The sequence below is a fragment of the Paenibacillus sp. J5C2022 genome, from assembly GCF_025567625.1.
GTDB lineage: Bacteria > Bacillota > Bacilli > Paenibacillales > Paenibacillaceae > Pristimantibacillus.
The window spans coordinates 1-25,141 of the sequence record NZ_JAOQJC010000051.1 but is presented as its reverse complement, the minus strand read 5'-3'; the positions used below and the strand labels follow the sequence as shown (position 1 = coordinate 25,141).

General features: G+C 53.9%; 25 protein-coding genes. 6 read left to right on the top strand and 19 right to left on the bottom strand.

From position 1 onward, the window contains the following. Positions 1–54: 54 nt before the first annotated feature. The 3 genes from M6D81_RS27705 to M6D81_RS27695 are packed head-to-tail and all read left to right on the top strand — an operon-like array spanning position 55 to position 3,178. On the top strand, positions 55–1,401 hold the full coding sequence (locus M6D81_RS27705; protein ID WP_262680460.1) for an ABC transporter substrate-binding protein: 1,347 nt from the start codon (positions 55–57) through the stop codon (positions 1,399–1,401). Positions 1,402–1,417: 16 nt separating this feature from the next. Beyond that, positions 1,418–2,329, top strand: coding sequence for a carbohydrate ABC transporter permease (locus M6D81_RS27700; protein WP_262680458.1), 912 nt, complete (start codon positions 1,418–1,420; stop codon positions 2,327–2,329). Positions 2,330–2,332: 3 nt separating this feature from the next. Continuing rightward, on the top strand, positions 2,333–3,178 hold the full coding sequence (locus M6D81_RS27695; protein ID WP_262680456.1) for a carbohydrate ABC transporter permease: 846 nt from the start codon (positions 2,333–2,335) through the stop codon (positions 3,176–3,178). A 595-nt stretch (positions 3,179–3,773) separates the two neighbouring features. Here M6D81_RS27695 and M6D81_RS27690 read toward each other — a convergent pair. The 12 genes from M6D81_RS27690 to M6D81_RS27635 form a co-directional block, all read right to left on the bottom strand. Next, a complete protein-coding gene (locus tag M6D81_RS27690) occupies positions 3,774–5,372 on the bottom strand; it encodes a PH domain-containing protein (RefSeq protein ID WP_262680454.1) in 1,599 nt (532 codons plus the stop codon). After that, positions 5,365–5,844 (bottom strand): PH domain-containing protein, encoded by a 480-nt coding sequence (locus M6D81_RS27685; protein WP_262680452.1) that lies wholly within the window; start codon positions 5,842–5,844, stop codon positions 5,365–5,367. The genes M6D81_RS27690 and M6D81_RS27685 overlap by 8 nt, the downstream gene beginning before the upstream one ends. A 196-nt stretch (positions 5,845–6,040) precedes the next feature. Continuing rightward, complete coding sequence (locus M6D81_RS27680) at positions 6,041–6,535, bottom strand: hypothetical protein (protein ID WP_262680451.1); 495 nt, start codon at positions 6,533–6,535, stop codon at positions 6,041–6,043. 36 nt (positions 6,536–6,571) lie between these two features. Further along, on the bottom strand, positions 6,572–6,997 hold the full coding sequence (locus M6D81_RS27675; protein ID WP_262680449.1) for a hypothetical protein: 426 nt from the start codon (positions 6,995–6,997) through the stop codon (positions 6,572–6,574). Next, on the bottom strand, positions 6,994–7,140 hold the full coding sequence (locus M6D81_RS27670; RefSeq protein ID WP_262680447.1) for a hypothetical protein: 147 nt from the start codon (positions 7,138–7,140) through the stop codon (positions 6,994–6,996). The genes M6D81_RS27675 and M6D81_RS27670 overlap by 4 nt, the downstream gene beginning before the upstream one ends. A 33-nt stretch (positions 7,141–7,173) precedes the next feature. Continuing rightward, positions 7,174–7,323, bottom strand: coding sequence for a hypothetical protein (locus tag M6D81_RS27665; RefSeq protein ID WP_262680445.1), 150 nt, complete (start codon positions 7,321–7,323; stop codon positions 7,174–7,176). A 38-nt stretch (positions 7,324–7,361) separates the two neighbouring features. Continuing rightward, positions 7,362–8,252: a hypothetical protein gene (locus tag M6D81_RS27660; protein ID WP_262680443.1), complete on the bottom strand. Its 891-nt coding sequence runs from the start codon at positions 8,250–8,252 to the stop codon at positions 7,362–7,364. A 20-nt stretch (positions 8,253–8,272) separates the two neighbouring features. Next, positions 8,273–9,208, bottom strand: coding sequence for a type II secretion system F family protein (locus M6D81_RS27655; protein ID WP_262680441.1), 936 nt, complete (start codon positions 9,206–9,208; stop codon positions 8,273–8,275). Beyond that, on the bottom strand, positions 9,205–10,584 hold the full coding sequence (locus M6D81_RS27650; RefSeq protein ID WP_262680439.1) for a CpaF/VirB11 family protein: 1,380 nt from the start codon (positions 10,582–10,584) through the stop codon (positions 9,205–9,207). Before M6D81_RS27650 ends, M6D81_RS27655 begins: the two co-directional genes overlap by 4 nt. Next, on the bottom strand, positions 10,568–11,440 hold the full coding sequence (locus tag M6D81_RS27645) for a CpaE/TadZ family protein (RefSeq protein ID WP_262680437.1): 873 nt from the start codon (positions 11,438–11,440) through the stop codon (positions 10,568–10,570). The genes M6D81_RS27650 and M6D81_RS27645 overlap by 17 nt, the downstream gene beginning before the upstream one ends. Then, positions 11,437–12,171 carry an SAF domain-containing protein gene (locus tag M6D81_RS27640; RefSeq protein ID WP_262680436.1) on the bottom strand — a complete coding sequence of 245 codons (735 nt, stop codon included), beginning with the start codon at positions 12,169–12,171 and terminating at the stop codon, positions 11,437–11,439. Before M6D81_RS27640 ends, M6D81_RS27645 begins: the two co-directional genes overlap by 4 nt. Positions 12,172–12,342: 171 nt before the next feature. After that, positions 12,343–13,203: an AraC family transcriptional regulator gene (locus tag M6D81_RS27635; RefSeq protein WP_262680435.1), complete on the bottom strand. Its 861-nt coding sequence runs from the start codon at positions 13,201–13,203 to the stop codon at positions 12,343–12,345. A 108-nt stretch (positions 13,204–13,311) separates the two neighbouring features. Here M6D81_RS27635 and M6D81_RS27630 point away from each other — a divergent pair, with 108 nt between their 5' ends. Further along, a complete protein-coding gene (locus M6D81_RS27630) occupies positions 13,312–15,990 on the top strand; it encodes an alpha-L-rhamnosidase (protein WP_262680433.1) in 2,679 nt (892 codons plus the stop codon). Between the two features lie 61 nt (positions 15,991–16,051). Here M6D81_RS27630 and M6D81_RS27625 read toward each other — a convergent pair whose 3' ends face one another. The 6 genes from M6D81_RS27625 to M6D81_RS27600 all read right to left on the bottom strand — a co-directional run bounded on the left by M6D81_RS27625 (position 16,052) and on the right by M6D81_RS27600 (position 21,571). Beyond that, on the bottom strand, positions 16,052–16,570 hold the full coding sequence (locus M6D81_RS27625) for a FixH family protein (protein WP_262680431.1): 519 nt from the start codon (positions 16,568–16,570) through the stop codon (positions 16,052–16,054). 13 nt (positions 16,571–16,583) lie between these two features. Next, positions 16,584–17,993 carry a PepSY-associated TM helix domain-containing protein gene (locus tag M6D81_RS27620; RefSeq protein ID WP_262680429.1) on the bottom strand — a complete coding sequence of 470 codons (1,410 nt, stop codon included), beginning with the start codon at positions 17,991–17,993 and terminating at the stop codon, positions 16,584–16,586. A 186-nt stretch (positions 17,994–18,179) separates the two neighbouring features. Beyond that, a complete protein-coding gene (locus tag M6D81_RS27615; RefSeq protein ID WP_262680428.1) occupies positions 18,180–18,530 on the bottom strand; it encodes a type II toxin-antitoxin system PemK/MazF family toxin in 351 nt (116 codons plus the stop codon). A gap of 3 nt (positions 18,531–18,533) precedes the next feature. Next, a complete protein-coding gene (locus M6D81_RS27610; protein WP_116048851.1) occupies positions 18,534–18,815 on the bottom strand; it encodes a CopG family ribbon-helix-helix protein in 282 nt (93 codons plus the stop codon). A 231-nt stretch (positions 18,816–19,046) separates the two neighbouring features. Next, positions 19,047–20,222, bottom strand: a complete 1,176-nt coding sequence (gene alr / locus M6D81_RS27605) for an alanine racemase (RefSeq protein WP_262680510.1) — start codon at positions 20,220–20,222, stop codon at positions 19,047–19,049. A 143-nt stretch (positions 20,223–20,365) separates the two neighbouring features. Further along, positions 20,366–21,571, bottom strand: a complete 1,206-nt coding sequence (locus M6D81_RS27600; RefSeq protein ID WP_262680424.1) for a DUF4367 domain-containing protein — start codon at positions 21,569–21,571, stop codon at positions 20,366–20,368. A gap of 341 nt (positions 21,572–21,912) precedes the next feature. On the opposite strand from M6D81_RS27600, the gene M6D81_RS27595 reads away from it, so the two are divergent. Next, the gene (locus tag M6D81_RS27595; protein WP_262680422.1) at positions 21,913–22,746 is read left to right on the top strand and encodes a lipoate--protein ligase family protein; all 834 of its coding nucleotides are present in this window, start codon (positions 21,913–21,915) and stop codon (positions 22,744–22,746) included. Positions 22,747–23,242: 496 nt separating this feature from the next. After that, positions 23,243–23,467, top strand: coding sequence for a PspC domain-containing protein (locus M6D81_RS27590; protein ID WP_262680420.1), 225 nt, complete (start codon positions 23,243–23,245; stop codon positions 23,465–23,467). A 224-nt stretch (positions 23,468–23,691) separates the two neighbouring features. Here the strand turns inward: M6D81_RS27590 and M6D81_RS27585 are convergent, their stop codons facing one another. Continuing rightward, positions 23,692–24,951: a Gfo/Idh/MocA family protein gene (locus M6D81_RS27585; protein ID WP_262680418.1), complete on the bottom strand. Its 1,260-nt coding sequence runs from the start codon at positions 24,949–24,951 to the stop codon at positions 23,692–23,694. Between the last annotated feature and the right edge of the window lie 190 nt (positions 24,952–25,141).

Below are 25,141 nucleotides of genomic sequence, written 5' to 3'. Positions count from 1 at the left end.
GCGTTTACAATGAAAAGCAAGCTGCGGCATTAGACTTATAGAGGAGGAATTTTTTTGAAAGGTATCAGGTTGTTATCGTTCATGTTGCTTGCTGTCGTTCTTGTGATCTCAGGGTGCGCTGGCGAGAAGGGGACTACGGAGAGCGGGAAAAATGCAGGACAAGAAACCGACAAGTCGACTGGTACTGAAGAACGAAACGGCGTCGGGGACGAAAAGGTTACGATTCGAATGAGTTATTTTGCGGGATCGCAGGCAACAATCGATTTGACTAATCAAATCATTGAGTTGTTCATGAAGAAGTATCCTCATATTTTCGTGGAAACCGAATTTGCCAACTACGAAAGCTACTTTGAGAAATTAAGCGTTCAGGCCGCTTCGAACAGTCTTCCGGATATTATTAGGCAAGATTATGCTTTCATCGCGCAATATGCGGAGAAAGGACTGCTAATGCCGCTCGACGAACAGATCGCAAGCGGTAAGATCGACATGACCGATGTGCATCCCTCCAATCTTGAGGGAGGAATTGTCGATGGAGGTATGTACGGTATTAATATCGGCAATAACGCGATAACCCTCATTTATGATCCTGCTTCGTTCGAGCAAGCGGGAGTGAAGCCGCCTCACGAGCATTGGACGTGGGAAGATTATGAGCAAGCGGTGCTGACACTCCATGAACAAACCGGATTATATGGAGATTCTCATCAGACTTTTCCCTCTTTCGGAATATTTCTGAGACAGCACGAGCAGCATTTGTATAACGAAGATGGAACTGCTCTTGGCTATGAGGATGACAAGCTGTTCATTGATTTCTATGAAATGCAGATGCGGTTGCAAAAAGCGAATGCAATATCCTCAGTAGCTGAAGAGATGGAGTCGAAAGGGCTAGAAGACAATGTTTTTGCGACAAAAAAATCGGCAATGGGCACTTTCTTCAGTAATAACATGGAGAATTTGCAAAAAATGAGAGGCAGTTCTTTGGCCATGAGCATGCTGCCGGGATCGGGCGAAGGGAATGGCATGTACGTTAAGCCTTCGCAATTTATGTCGATTGCACAGTCATCCAAAAATCCGGAGGAGGCCGCTTTGTTTATTGATTTTTGGATTAATGATATCGAAGCGAACAAGCGGATGAATACTTATTTCGGGTTCCCGTATGCCCCAAAAGTCATCGAAGCTATGGAGCCGCACTTCACCGATGCGCAAAAGAAAATAGCTGAATATTTGGAAACCGTGCAAAAATATGCAGCTCCTATTGATCCGCCCGATCCGAATCGCGCATCGGAGGTTACGAAGCTGCTGACCAATGTGAGCCAGGAGTATTTCTTCGATCGCATATCGGTTCAGGAAGCGGCGGCTAAATTCAGGGAATCCGCCAATGCTATTTTAGCCAAAAACAAATGATCGGCGGTGATAAAGCTTGACTAGCAATATAGCGGCAGTTCGAACGCGGTGGAAGGAGCATCTCACCGGTTACGTATTTATTGCTCCATGGCTGCTTGGTTTTATAGGATTCGCCTTATTTCCTTTGACTTCATCCTTGTATTTGTCTTTTACGGAATATGATTTGCTGTCCGCGCCCGAGTGGATCGGCTGGGACAATTACAGGCGGATGCTGTTCGAAGACGAGCGCTATTGGAATGCCGTTCGAGCCACATTAATTTATGTTGCAGTTGCCGTTCCCTTGAAGCTTCTGTTCGCGCTCATAGTGGCACTTATTCTGAATCAATCGCTTCGAGGCATTGCCATTCTTCGTTCAGTCTACTACCTCCCGTCGATTATCGGCGGGAGCGTAGCGGTAGCGGTCATGTGGCGCCAGCTATTCGGAATGGACGGCGCTGTCAACTCGTTTTTGTCCATGCTCGGCAAGACAACGAATGTCTCGTGGATTATGAATCCCGATACGGCGATCTATACGATAGTATTGCTGGGCGTATGGCAATTCGGCTCTTCCATGCTAATCTTTCTTGCTGGACTCAAGCAGATCCCGAGCGGTTTGTATGAAGCGGCGGTTATCGATGGAGCGGGAAGATGGCAGCAATTCCTCAAGATTACGTTGCCACAGCTGACGCCGGTCATATTGTTCAATCTCATTATGCAAGTCATTGCCGGCTTTAAGGTGTTTACCGAGGGCATGATTATAACCGGGGGCGGTCCGTTCGATCAGACACTCTTCTACGCATTGTATTTGTACGAGAAATCGTTCAGCTCCTTCGAGATGGGCTACGGCAGCGCGATGGCATGGGTGATGTTGCTCGTTGTCGCCTTGATAACGGCACTTATATTCAAGAGCTCTACCTACTGGGTTCATTATGAAACAAAGGAGTCGTAGACGATGGGGAGTGGTTTGAAACGAAGCATGCGTATATTGACCTATTCAGGAGTATTTGTATTGGCGTATTTGATGGCTTATCCGATTTTGTGGATGGCAGCCAGTTCTCTGAAGGATAACTCGGAAGTATTTAATCACGCGCACAGCCTTATTCCCAATGAATGGCGGTGGGACAACTACGTACGGGGATGGGAAGGCTTCGGCGATTACACATTTTTCACGTTTTTCAAAAATTCGTTTGTGATTACGATAGCAGCCACTGTCGGTGCCGTCAGTTCTTCCGCACTCGTTGCGTATGGTTTCACGAGAACGATGTTTGCGGGGAAAGGTCTTTTGTTTGTATGCATGATGATGACGATGATGCTGCCTGCACAAGTGCTGGTCATACCGCAATATGTGTTTTTTCAGAAAATCGGCTGGGTTAATACGTTTCTTCCATTGATCGTGCCGGCTTTCTTTGGTTCGGCGTTTTTCATCTTCTTGCTCATGCAATTTATTCGAGGGATTCCAATGGATTTGGATGAGTCGGCTAAAATCGATGGTTGTGGGAAGTTTGGAATCTTCTTCAAGATCATGCTACCTCTAATTGTGCCGGCACTTGTGACCGCTTCTATTTTTCAATTTTATTGGGTATGGGACGACTTTTTCAGTCCGTTGCTTTATCTAAATGAAACAAAGCTGTTTACAGTATCTCTAGCATTAAAGCTATTCTCCGATCCGCAGAACGCGACTGACTGGTCAGGCATGTTCGCAATGTCGGTATTGTCTCTCCTTCCGGTTGTGATCATATTCGTGTTATTCCAACGCTTTATCGTCGAAGGAATCAGCACAACCGGCATTAAAAGTTAACTTGCATCAAGTCGAAGACGGTCGTATTACCGGTCAAGGCGGGCCCAGCCATTCTGTTCAACGACCGCTGCCTGGATATGTCCACTCCCAATCGTTCGCAGGAAGTGTGCTGGAGCGTCGATCACGCTGTCAGCCGACGAATTAGAATCCTGTGCCACAGGCCCGGCTTACTCGCTAGATGCTATACTCATCCTGAGCGGGTGGCTGCGCTGGAGGTCTGGATGGCCGGGCGTCCGGAGCACGAGCAATAACAAGGCCAAGCGGCGTGAAAGAAATAAGCCTCCAACTCGCGCGCTTCATACGAAGTTGGAGGCTGCTTAGCTGGATTTTGAGTAGTTATTATGGTAAAAATTCTCATCCAATACCCTACAAGTGGAAATTATACAGTTAAATCCGACATTATCACGCTAAAACTCGTCTCTTAGCCAGATTAATAGCATAAAATCCAGTTCATTTGTCATAAGTGGGAGTAATTCAATAAATGAATGACATGAACTACAGTTAGATTAACCTCCCGAGCTTCATTGCTTCATCCTCATAAAAAAACTCTGGCAACTCGCTCGCATAGCTTGCGATTGTTGCCAGAGCTCAATGCTTATTCTATTCCTGCTCCATTCCGGCTATACCAGCGCCATACCGGCTCCACATCTTTCTGGTTCAAGCAAGCGACACCATACCCAAGCGAGCTGCCAAGCGCGTGCACGGACAAGGAAATGACACCGTTGCGCCGTTGCCCTCGCGTTCGCTTCACTTTCATCACGACGATGCGCGGCCGCCGGGTGAAGTAAGTCGTACGGTTAATGACACGCCGACGCAACGTCAACTGCCCGTCCTTCAGCATCATGCCGGCTGCGCGATGACAGCATACTCTCCACCATGCGACAAGCGGCAAGAGCAACAGGGACCAGACGGCGGGCCAGCCAAAATAAGCGATACTCCCCGCACATGCCGCCGCTGCGAACAACAGCGGGAATCGCATGTAGTAAATAAGCGATCTGCGCGGAGCGACTGTCATACCATCAAGCTGGGGAAGCGTCATATCCGGCAAAAATTGCTTCAGAAGCTCTGCCACTTCCTTCTTCTTAATAAAAGGGTGCAGCATGAGCCGCTCCTCGTTGTTGGAGGAGACGATCTGGAGCTTGACTTCCGTATAACCGAACGGCTGGCGTACAAGCCCTTCGTCCAGAATGATCGCCTGCACCTTCTTCGGCTCAAATTGATACGTCTTCTTCTCCAGCAGACCGTACGAAATCGAGATCCGTTCTCCCGCTTTCTTCACCGTGAATCCGCTGTACTTGATAATGTAGAGCACGAGAGACAACAGCCAGGCGAAGCCTATAATAATGACGGTAACTACTACGATCAGCAGCGTACTCGGCATTAGCGATACCGTATCCTCCAACGCATTCTCGAAGAAATGCTCCGGCAGCAGCAGCTCCAGAAAATCATCCGCAAAAGAGTACAAGCCGCCGACAAAAGCCGCTACAAGACCGATGTTAAAGGAAGTTGCAGCCGCCCCCAACAGCTGTCCCGCATCCAAGCGCAGCGTTGATTCCCCGGCAGACGGAACATGATCACGATCAGCCGGTTGACGGGAATTATCCGCGGCGAAGGCTCTCTCGGAAGCTGACGCATCCGCCGATACGGATTCTGCGGCTACGACGTTAGCCTCCTGAGCAACCGGGATATCGGCACGAACTGCGTCATCATTCGTATGTTGGGCAGGCTCTCCTTCATGTGCAGCACGCGCTTGCCCTCTCAGCAATTGCTGAATGCTGGCGGCATCTTGCTTGGACAGTACATGAAGGATGCCATCCGAAGTTTTGCTGCCGCCGGGCGTTTCAATCTTCAGCTGGGCTACGCCAAGCAGACGGTGGAACAGAGGCTGTTCCACGTTGACGGAATGAATACGGCTGTAATAGATCGTCTTCTCATCGCGGAACATCAACCCGCTGCGAATAATGATTCGATCGCTCTCCAGCCAATAGCCGAACCGCCGCCAGTTCAAATAGCTGAGCACTAGAATGAGCACAACAGCTCCTGACACGCCCGCTATCCAATACCACTTCAGCAACTGGGACCAGTCCGGCCCACGCAGCAATGCGATGACGATGACAGGCAGGAAGCCGCGCAATACGCTGAACAGCCCATGAAGCACATAGATGGGATGAAGCATTCTCCGCTGCTCATTCATCCTCGTCATCCACCTTCGCAAGCACGCCGATGCGTCGTTTCAACGCCTCCGCATCCTCCCGCTTCAAGCCGCTAATCTCATGGGTTGTCGCAGCCGTCACAACCTTCACGCTTGCCAACCCGTATTTCCGCATCAACGGTCCGCTTCCCAGCTCTACGTGCTGAACTCGGACCATCGGCACAAGCACATTGCTGATGAATATGATGCCGGACTCGATTTCCAGTTCTTCTTCGAACAACTCATATCTGAATCTGGCATACTTGACCTTCGGCACAATCCATGTGAACACGATAAGCGATACCGCCAGCAGCGGCAAGCATATCCATACCGGTATTAGCGTCCAATCAAGCAGCAACGCCGCGATCAGATAGCCGATAATAAGCAGTAGAAAGATGCCGTTAGAAATAAGTTCAGATATCCGATACACCTTCATATAATCGCGGTGAAGCCGCTTCGTTAATTCGCGATTCATTGCATTTTTCTCCTTCCGTTCTATCCCCCCTCCTATTACATCAATTTTAGTATTTGTCGTCAACCTTCAACTATTACTACAATTTCACGCGCTCTCCTTATATGCCACGACATGTCAGATATGAAAATAGCAGTCTGGTTCGCCGGCTCCATATCGCCCTCCCCTTCAAACTCTGCACCAAGTCCATCAATTCCATCTATCCCGTAGTTCTGTCCACGAGCTCTGCAACTCCACGAATATGCCATACGCGATCGTCAATGACCGCAAAACGTCTGGGATGTACAATTCGCACGATCATCACAACCCCAGGCCGCTGCAGCGTTGCTTCAAAATCGTAGGATTCATTGCGGTAATGATAGGGAAAGCTCTCCTCCGAATTGACGATATCCAGCGCCACTACCTCCACCGGATGACGGAGCGGCGAGTGCGGCAGCGGAGCGCCCTGTTCGTCCAGCAACAAATTGTTCCGCAAATAAAGCGATGCGGAGGACAGCGCCTCACTCTCATCGATGCGCAAAATCCCTTCGGCAAGAGCGGTCCGGTCCAATTGCTGCGCGGCGGCATGAGCGGCCCGGTTGACTGCCCGCTTGCTCTGATACATCGTCTTCATCGCCAGCTCTTCTTCCACTTGCATCAACTGGGCAGCCAACCATATCGTCATCATGCCCATAATAATGATCAGCTTGTACATCTTCCGCCCCTCCCGGGCTCCGCTTGTCCCTTCCTCTCAAGGAACATATTCGCTCATCTTCATGCCGAATGCGCTCATTCGGGCATCGGCCGGTATTGGCGTCAAGCCGATCAGGGAATCGATCAGGAACATATTCTCGTAAGGATAACTGATTCGAATAGATATGCCCGTCCCTCTCGGTACCGGCGCAGCGGCATTCGTCGCATTGACTCCGCTCGTCGTGCTGTATTCATAGCGCAGCTCTTCCCTGACCAGCCCAAGACCGGCAAGACGATCCATCGATTGCTGCTGCATCTCTCCGCTAATATAGCCATATGTACCGCTTGCTCCGACCTCCAGCAAATAATCTACCTCCTGCTGCAGGACGGCTCCGCGAATAATCGCGACATGCCTGTAGATCGGCGAGAACATGATCCAGCACAGCATGCCTGCGAACAGGATGAACACCAGAATTTGCCTCATGGATTGGTTCCCCTAATATACTCGCCCATCGCGTCTCCCGACTTGTGAAGCTGCCGCTTCATGCCTTCGTCGCCGTCAGCAACAGCCGTGAACACGATGACAACCGTGATAAGCAGCAGCAATGAGACCAATAATGAACGCATGCTAGCGGCATCTCCCTTCCCATTCCGTTCCCATTAAGGCAGCAGCTGGCTGATTCGCGTATTGGCGGAGTTGCCCTGCGACTGCACTTGCGATCTCGTTCCTGTAGTATCCTCTGCGATAATCGTATTGAACAAGACGATCACTACGACAAGCAGCATTACCGTCATCAGAATATTGCGCATGCCTTCACCTCCTCTCGCTGACGAGCTCGGATTGTTCATTATTCAAGCGATTGAAACAGCTTCTGCGACTCCATAATCCACGGGTAAATAAAAATTTGAAACGTATACAAGATAGGAATGCCGGCAATAACGAAAAGCACATAAGAAGTCGATTCCTTGCGGCTTTCCTTGGCCAGCTCCAGCTTGTCCTTGTAATCGCCGATCCGCACCCGCAGCAGTTGATAGTACTGGCTGCTCTCATGCTGCCTCAGCGCGTCCAGCGTCTCCACGAAGCTCATGCCGTCATCCGTGCCGAGCCTGTGCTTGAATCGCTGCAGCGCTTCGGCCGGGTCGTGATACCATTCCGCCAGCAACCGTTCCATGTCTTCCTTCATCAACTTCGTGAAGGGCAGGCAGCGCACCAGCTTCGTATGCAGATGAAGGGACGAATCCGAGAAGTAGAGCAATTGATTGCTCACCGCATAGATTTCCTTCGTCATCTGCAAGGCGCGCAGCTTGCGGATGGAGCGGAGCCAAGGGATGTCGGCAGCCAGCAGTATTGACCCCAGGAGCGGCAGGCCTATCATAAGCTGCGCCTGCAGCGACAGCGAGAACCCGTACCACAGCAAGCCAATAGCTGCCAAGCCGAGGCACGCCACCATCCCGATGCGGCGCCCCAGCATATACCAGCCAGCATCCGCCGTGAAGCCGCAGCCCGCGAGCAGCACCTCCCGTTCCTGGAAGGAGCCGCTGCTTCTGTCCAGACGGAGTCCCTTCAGCCATCCGGCTGGCGGGGGATTGGCCCGCCATTGCAGGAAAGCAAGCCGCTTCCATCGGGTCGTCTGGCGGACAGGAACGATGCGAAGCAGCGCATACAAGCCGATTGCCGCGAACAGGAATTGTCCCGCCACGGCGGCGAATCCCGTCAATTGCTCTATCCAAGCATGCATATTGGCAACTCCTCTCCTCTCTACAGCTTCTTGCGCGAAAGCCACAAGCCCATCAGGAAGGAGCTGAAGATGAGCAGCAGCGCATTAAGCAGCATATCGCGCCCTCCGGGATCGATCAGATAATAGTAATAGGCGTTCTCACGATTGAAGCGGATATTGATGCCGATGAACAGCGCCAGGAACAGCAGCGGCGTAAAATTGGCGATTCTGATCTCCAGCAGTCTATGCCGCTCCTGCTCTCCCGCCCGTCTGGACTTGCGCATATCGTGAATGAGCTCTCTGAGGCTGTCCGATACGGGAACGCCCTCCATAAGAGCGATACGCAGTATATTGACGAAGTAGTCGGCCCATACGTGGCCCAATGATGCAGCCATCAGCTTCAAGCTGGCTTCGTCGTCGCCGCGCACGGACAGATTGCGATACAACTGCTCGAACACGGCGCCCATCGGTCCCAGCAGCCGCCTCTCTTCCACCGTGCGCTGAAGCGCAATGCGAACTTGCCGCTCTCCTGTCACCAGGTAGCATTGATAGAACAGCTCCACAGCCGGCAGGAAGTCCATCTGCGCACTCATGCGGCGATGAATGAGCAGCGCGCGCAGACTTACGTATGGCGAGAGCCCGACGAGCAATCCGAAGAGAAGCGTCCCCTTCGCCGTCTGGAAGAACATCCCTCCTCCCGCCACGCCCGCAAGCAGCAGGAGAATGGACAGCCAGATGAACAGGTCTGCGCCGAGCTTGATGCGCAGCAGCTCCAGCAGCTCCTCCATATGGCGCCGCAGGCGGATATAGAGATTGAAGCGGTCCCGCAGCAACGCGCGCCAGCTGTATGGAGACACGTACGTCAAGCGGCTTCTGAGCTGCCGCTTATCCGTCCATAGATGAAACAGATGGTAGAACATGAAGTACAGCAGCAAATAAAGCAGCGAGGCTCCCGCCACAATCGTCGTCTGACTCATCGTTCACCTCCGCTTTCCGCAAGACGTCTTCCCGCTTGCGCACTGGGCTCCTCCGGAAAGTTCCAGCAGTCCCTTGTCTCGTCATACAAGGCGAGGTTGCGAACTGACACCGCTCCTCCGCGCCATTCCAGCTCCCCGATCCGCCGAATGACACGGCGGCCGTTCATGTAGCGCATCTCGATGCCGATCTCCGTCACGAATTCCGTAATTCGCTTCACCAGCCTCTCCGGGTTCATGCCGCGCCCGTCCAGCATGCACATATCCGTAATCGCCTCAGGCACGTCCTCCAGCCGGTTGGCGTGCACGGTTGACATGCTGCCCGTATGTCCGCGCGTACACGCTCTCACGTAAATATTGGCGTCATCGTCCCGTATCTCCGCATGAATGATCCGTTGCGGCGACTGTCGGAGCGCCAGCTTGAACGCCTGCGCGGGACCGTGGCCGCCGTCCTCCTCCTCGATCTCGTACTCGATGATGTTCCGGTCCGGAAAGTCGCGGCTAAGCATCATCTCGAATCTGCCTTCGATCGTCACGATCCGCTCCTCCGCCGGCAGCTCCGCAATTAACGCCTTCATCAGATTCGTCTTGCCGGAATTCGTCGCCCCGATAATGATCAGGTTGAATCTGGCTTGCAGCACCGTTTGCAGCAGCGATGCCGTACGCTCGTCGAGCGAACGGTAAGCCGGCTTGCAGAGTGCTTGAAGACTGAATGTGCGAACCGTATAGAAGCGAATTGTAAGCGTAGGCTTGGATGTGAACCCGAAGCCTGTCATCGTTACACGCGATCCGTCGCGCAGCATCACTTCCGCCCACCGCTTGCGCGGATTGATCCGGTCGTTGTTGTACAGCACCAGATTCTGCTGAATCCGTTCCACGTCACGCACGCTGTCGAATGCATAAGCGGACAATGCCGTCCTGCCGCGACGCACCTCGTAGATCCGCTCTCCGACGACTTGAATCTCCTCCAGCCCTTCCCGCTCCGCCAGCACCAGCTCCAGCACATTCAGTCCGACCACCTCCGCGAACAGCGCTTCCGCAAGCGAAGCGAACGGATGCCGCCTGCCGCCGTTCCCGTGAATTCTCAGCCTGATCAACCGGTCTTCGATAACCGCAAGCACCTGCTGTCTCTCATGCGGGAAGCCAAGCACCGCCCGGTTCAAAATCTCGCCGTACTTGCGGCGCTCCTCATCCGTCAGTCCGCGCGGCGCGCTCAAATACGCCCTTATGTCATCTGCGAGCTTCTCGAAGTCGTCACCGCCAGAGGCGTGATCTGTATCTCCAGACTTCCGTGCATCGACCGCCTCCTCTTGAACCGGAGCCGAATTCATCCGTGCGGCGAATTCCGAAGGAGAGAATCGGCTAGCTCCGCCCTTCATAGGAGTTCATCCCCCTTCTGTGAGTCAGAAGCCCGCGATACCATGGCTGCCGCTGCACACTTGCCGTACGCTGCTCCAGGGCGTAACGCTCGACAAGCGTCCCCGCTGTCCCCAGCATCGCCTTCTTCCCGATGCTGTCCGTCGCGAGCCATCTGTCATACGAGCCTCCGTCCAGACTGGCGAAGAGGGATTCTGTCAGCTGGAAGCGGCCCAGAGGCGCAATGCCAAGCTCCTGGCATATATGACGCATCCCGTATGCGTTCTTCCCCCGGTGCGGCTGTACAACGACGCATTCATATTGCTCACGCGGCACATGGAACATGGGCGATACTTGCCCGATCCATCTTCTCCCGTCCTCCTGGAAGTGCGACAGCGCAGGCGTTGTCACCAGGATGCGGGAGGTCGCGCTCCGCATGGCGCACACGGTAGCGGCATTGTCCCAATAAGCGCCTACATCGAGCACAACGAGGGAGAAGGCTTGTTCAGCAGCCAGCAGCAGCTGTTCGATCTCCTCCACCGTGAAGAACTCGGCCTGCTCGCGGTTCAGGCTGCCGAAGAGAATGCGCAAGTTCGGCTGATGCCGCAGCGCGCAGCTTGCGCCCGTCAGCATGCCGGGCGTCAATGCGGCGGATCGCAGCTCCGGCTGCAGCCGGTCCAGCGTCGCTTCCGGCTCTTCGATGCCCAGGTAACGGTGCAGCTTGGCGCTCTTCAGATGGAGGCACAGATAACCGACTGTTCCCTCACATCTCTCCGCCACCCGATAAGCCGTGGCAAATGCAGCGGCGGTCGTCCCGATATTGGGAGTTGTGCCGATGAAAGCCGCGACGGCTGATCCGTTCCTACCACGCTTGCTCATTCCCCACCACCGCCCCTCTCTTCGATAGAATGGAAGCGGTCGAACGATTCCGGACTGTAAGCGACCACCAGCTTGGTCGCACCTCCCGTGCACAGCTCGTCTATCGTCAGCCACTGCTGTTCGGTCAGATTCAGATTCAAGTACTCGATCATCGCGTTCGCATCCCTTCTCGCCGCATACATGCCGTCCATATTGCCCTCCGCCATCGACAGCAGATGGGACTTCTCCGGGCCGTCCACTTCCATATTGCCAGAGCTCTTCACCGAAGCGACGACAACCGTCTCCCGGAACACTTTGCCCGATACCCCTTCCTCACCGGATGCGTATATGGCGACCCGATCCCCGGCTCGAATTCCGTTGGAGATCGATCGGACATATTCCCTTGGAATCTGGAATGTAGATTCGCTCCGGCGGGGCTGCAAAGCGTGATAATCAAGCTTCCAGTCCAGCATGGGCTCGCCGATCCCCAGCGGCATCGCCGCCTCCATGCCCAGCACATTCGCAGCTTCCGTCACCATTTCCGGGGTATACGCGCTATACGGCAGCCGTATAATTCCCAGATCCTCTTCCGCAATGACTTCGCCCGCAGCGATGAATCGGCTCGGCACGATGACCGCGACGGTATCCTGCCTCTGCATCTGCTGCCGCTGCAACTGATACAGACCGTACACAAGCGCCGCCGACAATACGGCAGCCGTCAGGCTAATCCACATATTTCGCTTGTTGCCCATTCCCCACCCTCATTTCTCCCTGAAAATAAAAAAGAACGCAAACGGCTGCCTATAGCAGACCTGTTTGCGTTCTTCGCATCACATGTCACACGTTATGTTCGATGTAGTTGGACTTATCATAACAAATGCCAATGAATTCTGTCCATCCCTTTTCCGATAAAAAATGACAAATTAATTCCCCTTGCGATACTGAAGTGGCGTCTGCCCCGTCTTCTTCTTGAACAGCCCATGAAAAAACTTCGTGTCCTGATAGCCGACAAGCCTGGCGACCTCCGCCACCGGAAGGCGGCTCCTCTCCAGCAGCTCGCGGCTTCGCTCAATTCGCCGGTTCTGCACATATTCCGTAAAGCTCTGACCCGTCTCCGCCTTGAACAACCGCTGCAGATGGCTGACACTGACGGGGATGAGGGAGGCGGCTTCTGCCAGCGTAATTCGCTCCGCATATCGGGCTTCCACATACTGCATCACCTTCGAGACGTCCGCGCTCGCACGCCCCCTTCCTTCTCCCTCCGCCATCTCAATACGGTACAGCACCAGCAGCAATTGCGTTAGATAAGCCAGCATCATCCCTTCCACACCCGGCCTCCCGAGCGCGTACTCCCGGTGGGAATTCATCATAAGCTTGCGTACATCGCCTGAACGGTCCACATACTTCCGGTATTGCGTCTTCGTGAGTCCCAGCGCTTCCGTCAAGTCGCAAGGAAGCGGATACAGGCGCAGATAGTCCTTCAGCGTATCCTTCCCGATCAGAAAGTTGTAGACGACAAGGTCGTCCTTCGCTTCCATGGAATTCGGCCGGTATACGTGGCTCGCGCCAACAGGCAGCATGAAAATATCACCTTGCCGAACGTCCAGCCGACGATCCCCGATATAATGATGTCCGTTCCCCTCCGCGACGTAGTTGATTTCCACAAAATCGTGCGCATGAAGCGGCAACGCAAACCATTCATGCTCCCTGGTCACGACAAGCTGAAGCTCACTGCGCCAAAATATCCGCCCTTCCAGCAATCGGGGATAACCATCCATTCCCATCCGCCCCCATCCTACGATGATGCGATCCACCTATAAATATACCATATCCCCCCCTTCTGCCGCTCCCCTCTCCCCACTATACTGAGACCAAAAGGAGGATGAGCTTATATGTTCAACATAATCAATCCGCTTGTGAACGGACTGACTAATCCGCTCGCTATAGATACTCCCGCCCCCCGCTTCACTTGGCAGCTGACAAGCGAACGCAGAGGGGAGACCCCCGCGGCTTGCCGCGTGAAGGTGGCAGACTCTCTCCGCTCGCTGCAGGAGGGAAGGCTGCTGTGGGACAGCGGCAGAAGAGACGGCGCCCAGCTTCACATGCGCTATGAAGGTCCGCCGCTTGCGGGCAACAGCAGGTATTATTGGCAAGCCTGTGTCTGGAACGAAGAGGAGCGATATGCGGAGATGACGCCGGACTGGTGGGAGAGCGGCTTATCGGAGGATGATTGGCAGGCCAAGTGGATATGGCGAGAGAGCGAAGCTACCAGCAACGACTTCACCTACTTCCGCCGCCTCTTCCGGATGGAGCGTCCCGTGACGCGTGCCAAGCTCTATATATCCGCTCATCATGTGTTCCAATTGTATGTGAACGGTGAGCGGATCGGCGGATACGGCTCTCCTGCGCCCACAAGCATCCCCCGACGCAAGCATTATCTGGCTTACGATGTGAGCGAATCGCTGCGCAGCGGTGACAATTGCATCGGTGTCATCGCCCACTACCTGGGAGGCAGCGGGCAGAACTATGTGAACGGTAAGCCCGGATTGCTGCTGGAGCTTCATCTCTCTAGCGAGGATGGGCGTGAGGAGATCGTCCGTACGGACACCGACTGGCTGACGCTCCGCAGCAGCAGCGTGCCCCACACGGTGGGAACGCCTTATCAGCAGAACCGGAGATTGTCGGCCATCGAGGATTACGACGCATCCCGGCTGGCGAAGAACTGGCTGCTTCCTGAGTTCCCGGAGAACTTGTGCGCACCCGCCATTCTGGCCGATGAAAGCCTGCAGCATTGGAAGCTGCGCTGGCAGCAGCTGCCGGAAGGACAGGAGCATGAAAGGATTATACCGACGCCGGCGGGAGAAGCGATTCATACGGCGGATGAAGGGCTTGTTCAAGTATTCGATACGGGCAAAATCATCTCCGGCTGGCCCGAGATCGTACTGCCCGGCATAGCCGGAACGACGGTTACGCTCCGCTATGCGGAAGATCTGGACGACAATGGCAGGGTGCAGCATCGGGTATGCAACGAGACTTCAGCCCATTACTTCGATCGCTACAGGATGCATGGACGGGGCGGTACGGAAGTATGGGCGCCCAATCTTAGCTACAAGGCTTTCCGGTATGTTGAAGTGACGGGCTATCCTCGCCCGCTGCGGGACGGGGAGCTGAGCATATGCTCCGTTCATACCGGACTTGCGGCGACGGGCAGCTTCGCAAGCTCGTCCGCCCATCTGAACAAGCTCTATGAAGCTTGCATCCAGACCCAGCGCAACAATATCGTGGGACAAGTCGTCGATTGCCCTCACCGGGAACAAGCGCAATACTTGACGGATACGGACTTGCAGGCGGAGACGCTGCTGTACAACTTCGACGCCTATCATATGATGGACAAGACACTGTGCGACTTCGCCGACGGTCAGTTGAAGGATGGTACCTTCCCATTCGTCTATCCGTCCAATTACGAGCATCCCGACTTCTATCTGCAAATACCGGAGTGGGATCTGCACTTCGCCACGCTGCTGTGGAAGCTCTATCAATTCAGCGGCGACAGCGGCCTGCTGGAGCGCTATTACAGGCCGCTGAAGAAGATGCTTGACGCCTATATGTCCACCCGTTCTCCGGAGACGGGCCTTATCCCCGTCAGCAAAGGATGGCATATTAGCGACTGGCCTTATCCTACTGTGGAGCACGAAGGCGATTACTTGACCGTACAGCAGTTGAAAGCCTGGCAAGCGCTTATAATTACAGCGGATACGGCCCGCATACTGGGGCATGAAGCGGAGAGCGCGGCTTATGCCGAGCAGGCGAAACAATTGCGGGACGGCATACTGGCGCACTTGTACAACGCCGACACGAAGCGGCTGCGCGACAGCTCGAGCTCCGCGCAGGCCCATCAAGGCGTTAATGCGCTCGCTCTGCACGCAGGCATCCTCCCGCCCGAGGATGAAGCGGCCGTACTCGCTTACGCAGCTGGCCGTCCGTGGGAAAGCAAAACCGTCCTCTCCCTGCCGCTGCTGCGCGTCCTGTTCGACAATGGATTGCGGGAGCAAGCGTACCGCCTCATGACCAAGACGGAATACCCTGGCTGGGGGTACATGATTGCACAGGGAGCGACGACGATGTGGGAAGGTTGGGACGATATCGAATCCCACTGCCACGCCTGGAACAGCTATCCGTCCCGCATGCTGCAGGAATACGTATGCGGTATAAGAAGCGGCTCCGCGGGATTCGCATCCGCCGTCTTGCAGCCATACTTCGCAGAAGGGCTTTCCTTCGCCGAAGCGAAGACGGGCACTCCAAGAGGCGACATTGCGCTCAGATGGGAGCGTCATGAAGACAATGCATTCACCATCCTGCTGACATTGCCATGCGCGATGAACGCCACTCTGCTGCTCGGAGATCTGCCGGACGGATGCGTGCCGCAACGAATCGTCGAAGGGAACGTTCCGCTATGGGACAATTCCGCCGCTGTCACATTGCCGGACGGGACTGTGTCCTGCTCACAGTCCGAGACCGGGCTAAGCATCGTGCTTCTGTCGGGCACCTACCGCTTCACGCTGCATTATTAATATGGAACCGGCTTACCGGGCTAATTCACGGTCATAGAAGCGGAAAGCAATAACATCCGCCTCAATGATCGTGATGGCCGCCACCGCCCTCCTCCTGTGCAGCTTCCGAACCAAGCTGCATAGCCTCCTGCAGATGGGCCAGTGAGTTCACCGCCTCCGCTCCCACTGCCAGATGCTTCGCAGGCACGAGCAAGCCGTCCTTCATCTCCACTCTGGATTGCACCACATATAATCCGTCCTGTTCGATTGTATGAAGCGCCCTATAGACGCCCGGAGCCGTCTCCTCTGCCCGAACGGCCACAGCCTTCTCCCTGTCCCCTTCCAGCCAGAATACAAATTCGGCCTCATCCACGCCTTCCACGGGCTTGCCGTCCTTGCTGACTTCAACGCTATACCGCCCTTGCTCTCCGGCCACAATCTGCTGCGGAAGCACAAGCTCGACCGAGAAGTGCGGCGGCAAGCCATTCTCATCGGCGGGTGCCACCTTCGCCGTACAGCCGCCCAGCATTACCACCGCCGCAACTGCCCCTAGAAGCCAGATCCAGCGAGATGTGCAGCGGCATTCTCCTAATCTTCTCATAACCATCCCCTCCTCACACCGAGAACCAATGCCGCAATGGCTTTATTCTTCGAATAACAAGCATGTCGATCACGATCACGGTCAGAATGGATACGCCAACAAGCGGCATTACGATACCGCCCAGCAGCATGATAAGCAGCAATACAAGCTTGACCGTGCGGTTGTCCGTACCTGCAGGAGCACCAAGCTTCCCCGTCGGCTTGCGCTTGCGCCACATGATGTAGGAGCTTGCTGCAGTCAGCATCAATCCAAGACAAGCCGCAAGTCCAAGCAACTGATTCGTCAGGCCGAATATCCTTCCTTCGTGGAATGCGATGCCGTAGGAGATCAGCTTTGCCATTATGCCGTAGTCAGAGAAGCGGACATCCGTCAATACAGCCCCGCTGTATTGATCCAGATGAAGGGTCGCATTCCGTCCCGGCTTCTCATGGGCGGTCGACACGGTGAACACACCCTTATCCCCTCGCGGTTGTGTAATCGTATACGGCTTCTCGACGCCTTCACGCTCGGCTATTGCCGCCGCATCGCTCAATTGCAGTGGAAGGAATCCTCCCGCCGCGGAGGTAGGCACCGGCAAGCTCTCCACCGCCCACGGGAGATCCTCGGCGATGTCCTTCGCCACTGTAACCGACTCCGGCTTCTCACCGAAGCTGTAGGCATACGGAGGGGCGTTCGTATTCGTCGCGTTGGCGAACCGGTCGATCTGCTCCCCCATCACTCCGGACCAGGGAAGGCCTCCCATAATGATCAGGAGCAGGACAATGGACAGCCAGAACGCCGGAACTGCATGCAGATCGCGCCAGAATTGGCGGCTTCCCGGCTTGCTCAAGCGCGGGAGCACGGTACCCCATATTTGCGCTTTAGTGCGGGGCCACCACAAATACAGCCCGGTCAACAGCAAGATGACCGCCCAGCATGCTGCCAGCTCGACAAGCCGATTCGCGAACGTCCCTCCCACGACCAGCTGGCTGTGCAGCTTTTTAAAGAATGTGGAGAACGTCTTGTCGCTGTCCAGCATGCCTAGCGCGTGGCCTGTATACGGGTCCACATACATCGTCGTCCCCATTCCGTCGCGAGACACCAACAGCATGTAGCTGGAGCTCGTATTTTCGGGTACCGTTATTGAAGCGACCTTCGTTCCGGGGTAAGCCCGCTCGGATTTGGCCGCAATCTCATCAATCGTCATAGGCGACTCTCCAACCTCCCGGACAGTAAGCATATCCTTGTACAACTGGTCTTCAATTTGCGGCTTGAACAAATAGACGCCCCCGCTGAAGGCCAATATGATGAGGAACGGCGCGAAGATGACACCGGCATAAAAATGCCACCGCCACACCGAGCGATAAAGCGCTTGCCGCCACCCTATGCTCCCTTTTGTTTTTGCCGTCCCGCTTCTTGCTGATTTTGTTATCTTGGATTCCATCGACATCCTCCGTCTCGTCTAAGTCTTCTTTGGGTTACAGTGAAAGTATACCGACGAGCGGCGGATCGGGGATGGCACGATCGAGCCATTTATATATGAACTTTTTTTGAAAGCGCATCACAAATAAGCGTCAAGAAAACAGCCGCCCTTGCGACTTCTTTCTTGACGCTTATTGCATGGCTTGGTTTAGAAATCAATTAAACCGACACTGATTAACAAGGCATCGTCTACTTTGCGCATCGTCTCGTCATCCAGATGGGTAATCTTATCTGTCAGACGCTGCTTATCGATGGTGCGAATCTGTTCCAATAGCACAACGGAATCGCGATCGAAACCGTGCGACTCCGCCTCCATTTCCACATGGGTAGGCAGCTTAGCCTTCTGGATTTGCGCTGTGATGGCAGCCACAATGACGGTCGGGCTGAATCGGTTGCCAATATCGTTCTGAATGACAAGTACAGGCCTGACACCGCCTTGCTCAGAGCCTACGACCGGTGACAGGTCGGCGAAAAACACATCTCCGCGTTTTACGATCAAGCTCTACACCCCGCTTACGAGACGGCCTAATGTATGGTCCGCTTCTTCCTCCGCTTGAAAAGCTTCCGAGGCCATGTTCAGGTTGATTTTTGCCATCTCCATGTACCCGCGCTGCATCGATTCACGAATTTGACGTTTTTTGCGTTCCACCAAATACAGCTTCATGGCTTGTCGAATAAACTCGCTGCGATTGGAATTTTCCTTGGCCACAATACCGTCGACCTCTTCCAGCAGCTGATCGGGCAAGCTAATCATGATCCTTTTCGTGTTATGCACATTGGCCACCGAACTCGCACCTCCAAAACTTTTCCAACACCTATTATTCATTATGACGTAAATATGCCTTCTCTATACTTCCTCATATCTATGTTGGCCGTATATCAATTATGCTATCATTCCTTGATGATGGCCGGCACGCATACTTTCCCTACTCCAATCATTCGTGATGAAGCACGGAATTCCTTTATTATTCTACAATTTTTCGGCTTGAAAATTATTCCTGATGCCGCTTCTCCGTCACGCCAGAGCATTGCGTACAGCAACCGTGCTGCCGCCTTCCGTATATACGCGCGGCACGCGTTCCGCGATCATGCAGGTTACTTCATAATTTATCGTATCCAGATGCTCCGCCAGTTCCTCGACAGAGATGGTCTCGTCCCCTTGCCGGCCTATTAGGACAGCTTCCTCGCCCGTCATGACGGGCGCGTCTTCGCGATTCACGTCATCCAGAGCTATCATGCACTGGTCCATACAGATCGTGCCCAATACGGGAACACGCCTCCCTCGCAGCAGCACATTCGCCTTGCCAGTCAGCATGCGGCTGAAGCCGTCTGCATAACCGATGGGAAGCGTGCCGATCCATTCCTCGCCGCTTGTGACGTAGCGGGTGCCATAGCTGATGCCCCAGCCGGGAGGCGCCTGCTTCACATGAACAAGCCGCGACTTCAAGGACAGCACCGGCTGAAGCGCGATGCGCTGCTTGTTGACTTCCGCCGACGGATATAGCCCGTACATGCTGATGCCGAGCCGCACCATGCCGCCTGCCCACTCCGGCGTGTCGATGCCGGCGGCGCTGTTCGCCGCATGCATGATCGAGAGCGGCCAGCCGCGACGCTTCACCTCTTCCGCCACTTCGCGGAATCGCTCGTATTGCTGCTTCGTGTAGGTCTTGTCCTGTTCGTCCGCCTTGGCATAATGCGTGAACATCCCCTCCACATGAAGGGTCGGCGTCTCAAGCGACCGCTCGATGAAGGCCATCGCCTCCCGATAGCCCAGTACGCCAAGCCGGCCCATGCCGGAATCCAGCTTAATATGCGCCTTCAGCTTCTTGCCGGCGGGCGCCAGCATCTCCGCAGCTTGCCGGATATCCTCACGGAACAGGCTAATCGTGATGTCATGCTCTCTGGCCGTCTCCAGCCCTTCCGCCGGTACGAATCCAAGCACGAGAATAGGCGACTGAATGCCGGCTTCGCGCAGCTTCAGCGCCTCGTCAAGAAAGGCGACGCCAAGATAGTCTACGCCGAAGCGCTCAGCCGCCCCCGCAATTTCCACTAGTCCATGTCCGTAAGCATTGGCCTTCACGGAGGCCATCAGCTTGCACCCTTCCGGCAATGCCTGACGAACGGCTTGCAAATTATGTCTCAAAGCATCGAGTGAAATTTCAGCCCATGTCGGGCGATAAAACGATTCCAACACTTTCACCTTCTTCTGTACATTAAACCATTAGCAGTCCGAGCAGCAATTCGTTATCTTTATCATGTTATACGCTGCTGCAGGGACTGTCAATGAAGAGCTATTCCCAATTATCCGGATAGTATTGGAAGGTGAGGAAACATCTACTTGCCCATCTCCGCCTGAACCGATTTCGCAACGTTCTCCATCTCAACCTGAGGCAGATTGTCGCTTGTTATTCGGAACTGGCTGCCATGATACGTCCAGGTTAGCGTCTGCAGTCCGTCTCCGCCTGTCAGCTCACCAAGCGTAAAGCCCAGATCGACAATTGTTCCCTGCATGAACGATGCCGCTTGCTCCTGAGCTTGCGTCTGGATGAGCGTGTAGCTGTAGATGCCATCGTAACGCGTCATCTGACCCGGCTGCCCGCTGAATACAATATCCGTCTCGTCCAGCACCGCTACCCCCTCCGGTGTATATGACGGCCCCATCACTGTGAATGGCTCCGATTCCGTTCCGACGGATGCGTCAGCATCTTCCTCTTCGCTGGAATTGGCGTCCGTGTCCGCATCTTCGTCCTGGTCCGTCTCGTTCGTATTCGTCTCGGAGTTGCCGTCTACAGGGCTTTCCTCGTTATTCGTCGTGCCGACGCCTTCGTCGCCGGGCGCCGTAATGCCATCTTGCTCCTCATCCTCAGGCCTAGCCGCAGTCGGCTCATCGGATTGTTCGGCAGCGCTCTCGCTTCTCAGATTCGCATCCGTATTGAAGTAGCCTTCGTCGAATCGCTGGTCGAATTTGAACGTGTCGAACTTCACATCCACCTGCACTCTTGCGTTCGTATCGCTCACTTCCACTTGAAGCGGGCTCAGATCCGCCTTGTTCAGCCATATTTTCTGGCGAGCCAGCGAACCGCTGTTGTAATTGGCCATCACATCGAACACATAGGCATCGTCATTCGAAGCGAATTGGCGGGAGCTGTCCGTAATAATGCTTTGCGCCAAAGTTTGATACAGGTAGACTTGCCCCTGATTTTGCGGCCATTCGCTTTGGAAGCGGAACACTTTGTTCAGCTTGGGAGTCAGTACGAATACGCCGTCATCGTTTTTGAGCACAATCTGGGTAATATCCTTCTCCTTGTTCGTCAGCTTAATGCGGTAATAGTGCGGCTGCTGGAACGATACATCCACCTCGTATGATTGCGGCTGCTGCCCGTTATGCAGCGTCATCGTCCCGCTTCCCTGATAGCTCTCCATGCTGTTCACAAATTTGTCCAGATCCTTCACCACGGACTCGGCGTCCTTCGTACCGCAAGCAGACAGCATTAATGCTACTACTAAAATCATTGCCGCGGTCCATGTCATGCGACGCATGTCATCATCCCCTCTGCTTCAATTGTTATTCACTGGCTGATACATATCTATGAGGGGACTTGGACAATTATGCGGACTAGTTTGACAAGCTTCTTATTTCATATTGAATTAAGATAGGTCATTTATGACGATGCTAAATGACCTACGTCAACTTCAACGTTATGATCATACTCCTTCCGTGCATCCGTACCTTGTTCCTGGTGGCTTGTATGTTGCCGCTGCTGCGGTCCCTCATATGATATGTGTTGCCGCTAATAAGTTAATTTGTAAGTACGCAGGCTTCATGATAGCCTAGAAAGATCAATGACTGAAGGACGGGAACGGCATGGAGAGGAATAAGAATGATGTTAATGAACGGTAAAAATTTCGTATTGCTTAACCGGATGAACGACTTCACCCATACCGACCCGTTGTACGCATTCGCGCTGGACGAGCTATTGTGCCGCAGTGCAGGGAAAGGAGGGCCAGCCGTCTGTCATATATGGCGGCATCCGGGCGCATTCATTATGGGGCTGCGCGACAGCCGCATGCCCCATGTTCTGGAGGCTAGGCAATGGCTGGAGTCTAGCGGCTGGGCGACCGCTGTGCGCAATTCCGGAGGTGCGGCCGTGCCGCTGGATGCCGGCGTCGTCAATATCTCGTTGATCAAGCCCAAGACCAATGTGCTGGACTATCACTTCCATCACGACTTCGAGGGAATGTTCGCCCTTATCCGTGAGGCGCTTAAGGGTACAGGCCGGCAAGTGGATAAAGGGGAGATTGCCGGAGCCTATTGCCCGGGCGAGTTCGATCTGAGTATAGACGGCTTCAAATTTTGCGGCATTGCGCAGCGCCGGCAGACGCATGCGACCATCGTGCAGGCATTCGTCGTAGCGGAAGGCTCAGGCAGCGCCCGAGCCGCATTCGTGCGCCAGTTCTACGATATCGCGTCCGGAGGCGACGACACGCTGGGACACCCGATCGTCGCGGCGGACAGCACCGCCAGTCTGGAGGAGCTCGCGGGGCTCGTACCGCACGGTCCGCATTTATTCGCCCAGGCTGTGCAGCGGACGCTGCTTCCTTCTCGGCCGGCGTACTACAGTACCGACTATCCACCCGAGCTGCAACTGCCCGAGCCCGCGGAAGTGGAGGCCATGGTCGCCACGCTCCGCTCGCGTTATACGATTGGGCAATAGCGCGATTTTCATAGATTGTGAACCGCCAATCGTTCCGCTCACTCTATTTCGCACTAAATTAACTGCTCTACTCTTCGGATACATTGTCAGTTGGGGCCGGAGTGGCAATATTGGCGGGGCTATGTGAGCATTTTGAGCGATAACGGGTACTTTGAGGCACTTTTCCGATGGCTATGTGAGCAAAATGAGCGATAGACAGCTTCTTAGAAGCCGGAGTGGCAATATTGGCGGAGCTATGTGAGCATTTTGAGCGATAGCGGGTACTTTGAGGCACTTTTCTGATGGCTATGTGAGCAAAATGAGCGATAGGCAGCTTCTCGGGGGCCGGAGCGGCAATATTGGCGGATGCCCCTCCCCTCATCGCAGCCCCGCCCTCCGTCGCAGCTCCCCCCGACCAAAGGCCAGTCTCCGCAACCGACCTTCGTCTGTTCCTTGATCACCCTGCAGCTTGTTACAATAGGTTTATCAAAGAGCTGCACGAAAGGACGACTAAACGATGAGAAAACTATTTCGATCAAAAACCGACAGCAAAATTACTGGACTGTGCGGAGGCATCGCGGAATACTTCAATATAGACGCTACAATTGTACGGCTGATCGTCGCCATCTCCGCCTTGTTCAGTTTCGGAACAACCGTACTCGTCTACTTTATCGCAACGCTGTTCATACCGAAAGCCGCTTATCCGGAGCAACCTCCTTATATGGGACATCATCCTTACTAAGTGGAACATCAAGAAGTTCCTGCCCGGTAGAATGTTCTGCCGGGCAGGAGCTATTTCAAGGCGGTTATTTCAAAACGATCACTACACCAGCAATCACTATATTTAAGAAATAATCCCCCCCTTCATAACATCGAACCACACCTTATATGTACTTATTTTCCTTACGAAAATTCACTTGTAGGTCCGCTCACTCAAATATATGAGTTTTGATTACGCTTGCCCGCCTAATAAAACTCTTCTAGTTTTACCATTCTTTTTTCTACTCTGGAACGTTCAGCAGCAAATGCCATAAGGTGACTCTGCACCGATTCTTTGGCCGATGTTTGGCTCACACTCGCTCCCTGTCCCGATTCCAAGGCGTGAACAGTTCGTGCAAAGTCCTGCACAAGACGTCCATCACCGCCTCCATGACCGACATGCCCTGCAGCTTCTTCAAGCTTTATCAGTTCGGTTCTCCCTGCACCGAAAGGACGAACTTCAATTTCATTCGTCTCCATCGTCGCACGAATCTCACCAGTCGTTCCCATTAGCTTGAGCGTACGGCTAGTCTTCTCCGTAAAGGCGCTCATTGTAAACGCGACTGTAACCTCATTATCAAAATCCATGGCCACTACTTGATGGTCAACCACATCATTATCGCTTTGGAACACACAACGACCGAACGGGCCCTCTTTCATCGCCTTATAGCGAGCTTCAAAGCTGGGATCTGTACTTGCTGCTTCCGCTTTCCACCCGCCATTGTCGATCAAATACGTATCTGGCGCGTAATATACGCAAGAATCGGCAACCGGGCAACCGTCGATACAGTATTCGGGCGCTCCCTCAGGCGCATTCTCCTTGTTGAAATATGACAAATGCCCATACGACGCTACACTCAGACATCTGCCGCCCGCGAACCATTGAATAATATCCATATCATGACAGGATTTAGCCAAAATCATCGGACTGGATCTCTCTGCACGATTGAAATACCCTCGCACAAAGCTATGCGCCTGATGCCAGTAGCCAACATTCTCATTGTGCTGAATGGACATCAAACGACCGATTCGCCCTTCATCCAGTAATTGCTTGAGGGTCCGGAAGAAAGGGGCGTAACGCAGCACATGACAAATCGTTAGAATACGATTATGCTTTTCCGCCATCCTCTCCAGCTCAATACATTCTTTCCAGCTTGGCGACATCGGCTTCTCCAGCATCACATGATATCCGGCTTCCAACGCCTTCATAGCCGGAATATAATGATCCTGATCCCGTGTACAAATAATCACAGCATCTGATTGCTTGCCGGCAGCGAACAGCTCATCCCAGCTTTTGAAACACTTCTCCCCCGGAAAGCCGAAGGCTTCTTTTGCACGATTGCGTTTGAAATCATCCGGTTCTGCAACAGACACGATCTTCATCTCATGCGGTTGCTTGTTAGCGTATTCACCGTATCTAATTCCTCTGAGACCCGCGCCAATCAATGCAATTGTAACTGGTTTCATCGAAATTCCACTATTCCTCTCCTGTTCATATCAGCTGTACGAACTTTCACAAGCTTGGCAGCCCGAACACCAAATGTATCACTTGGCGGTTCTCTCCTCGTCCTATCCCTTCATGCCTGTAGATGCAATTCCTTGCACGAACTGCTTCTGCGCAACAAGATATATAATGACCACTGGCAGCGTAGTAATT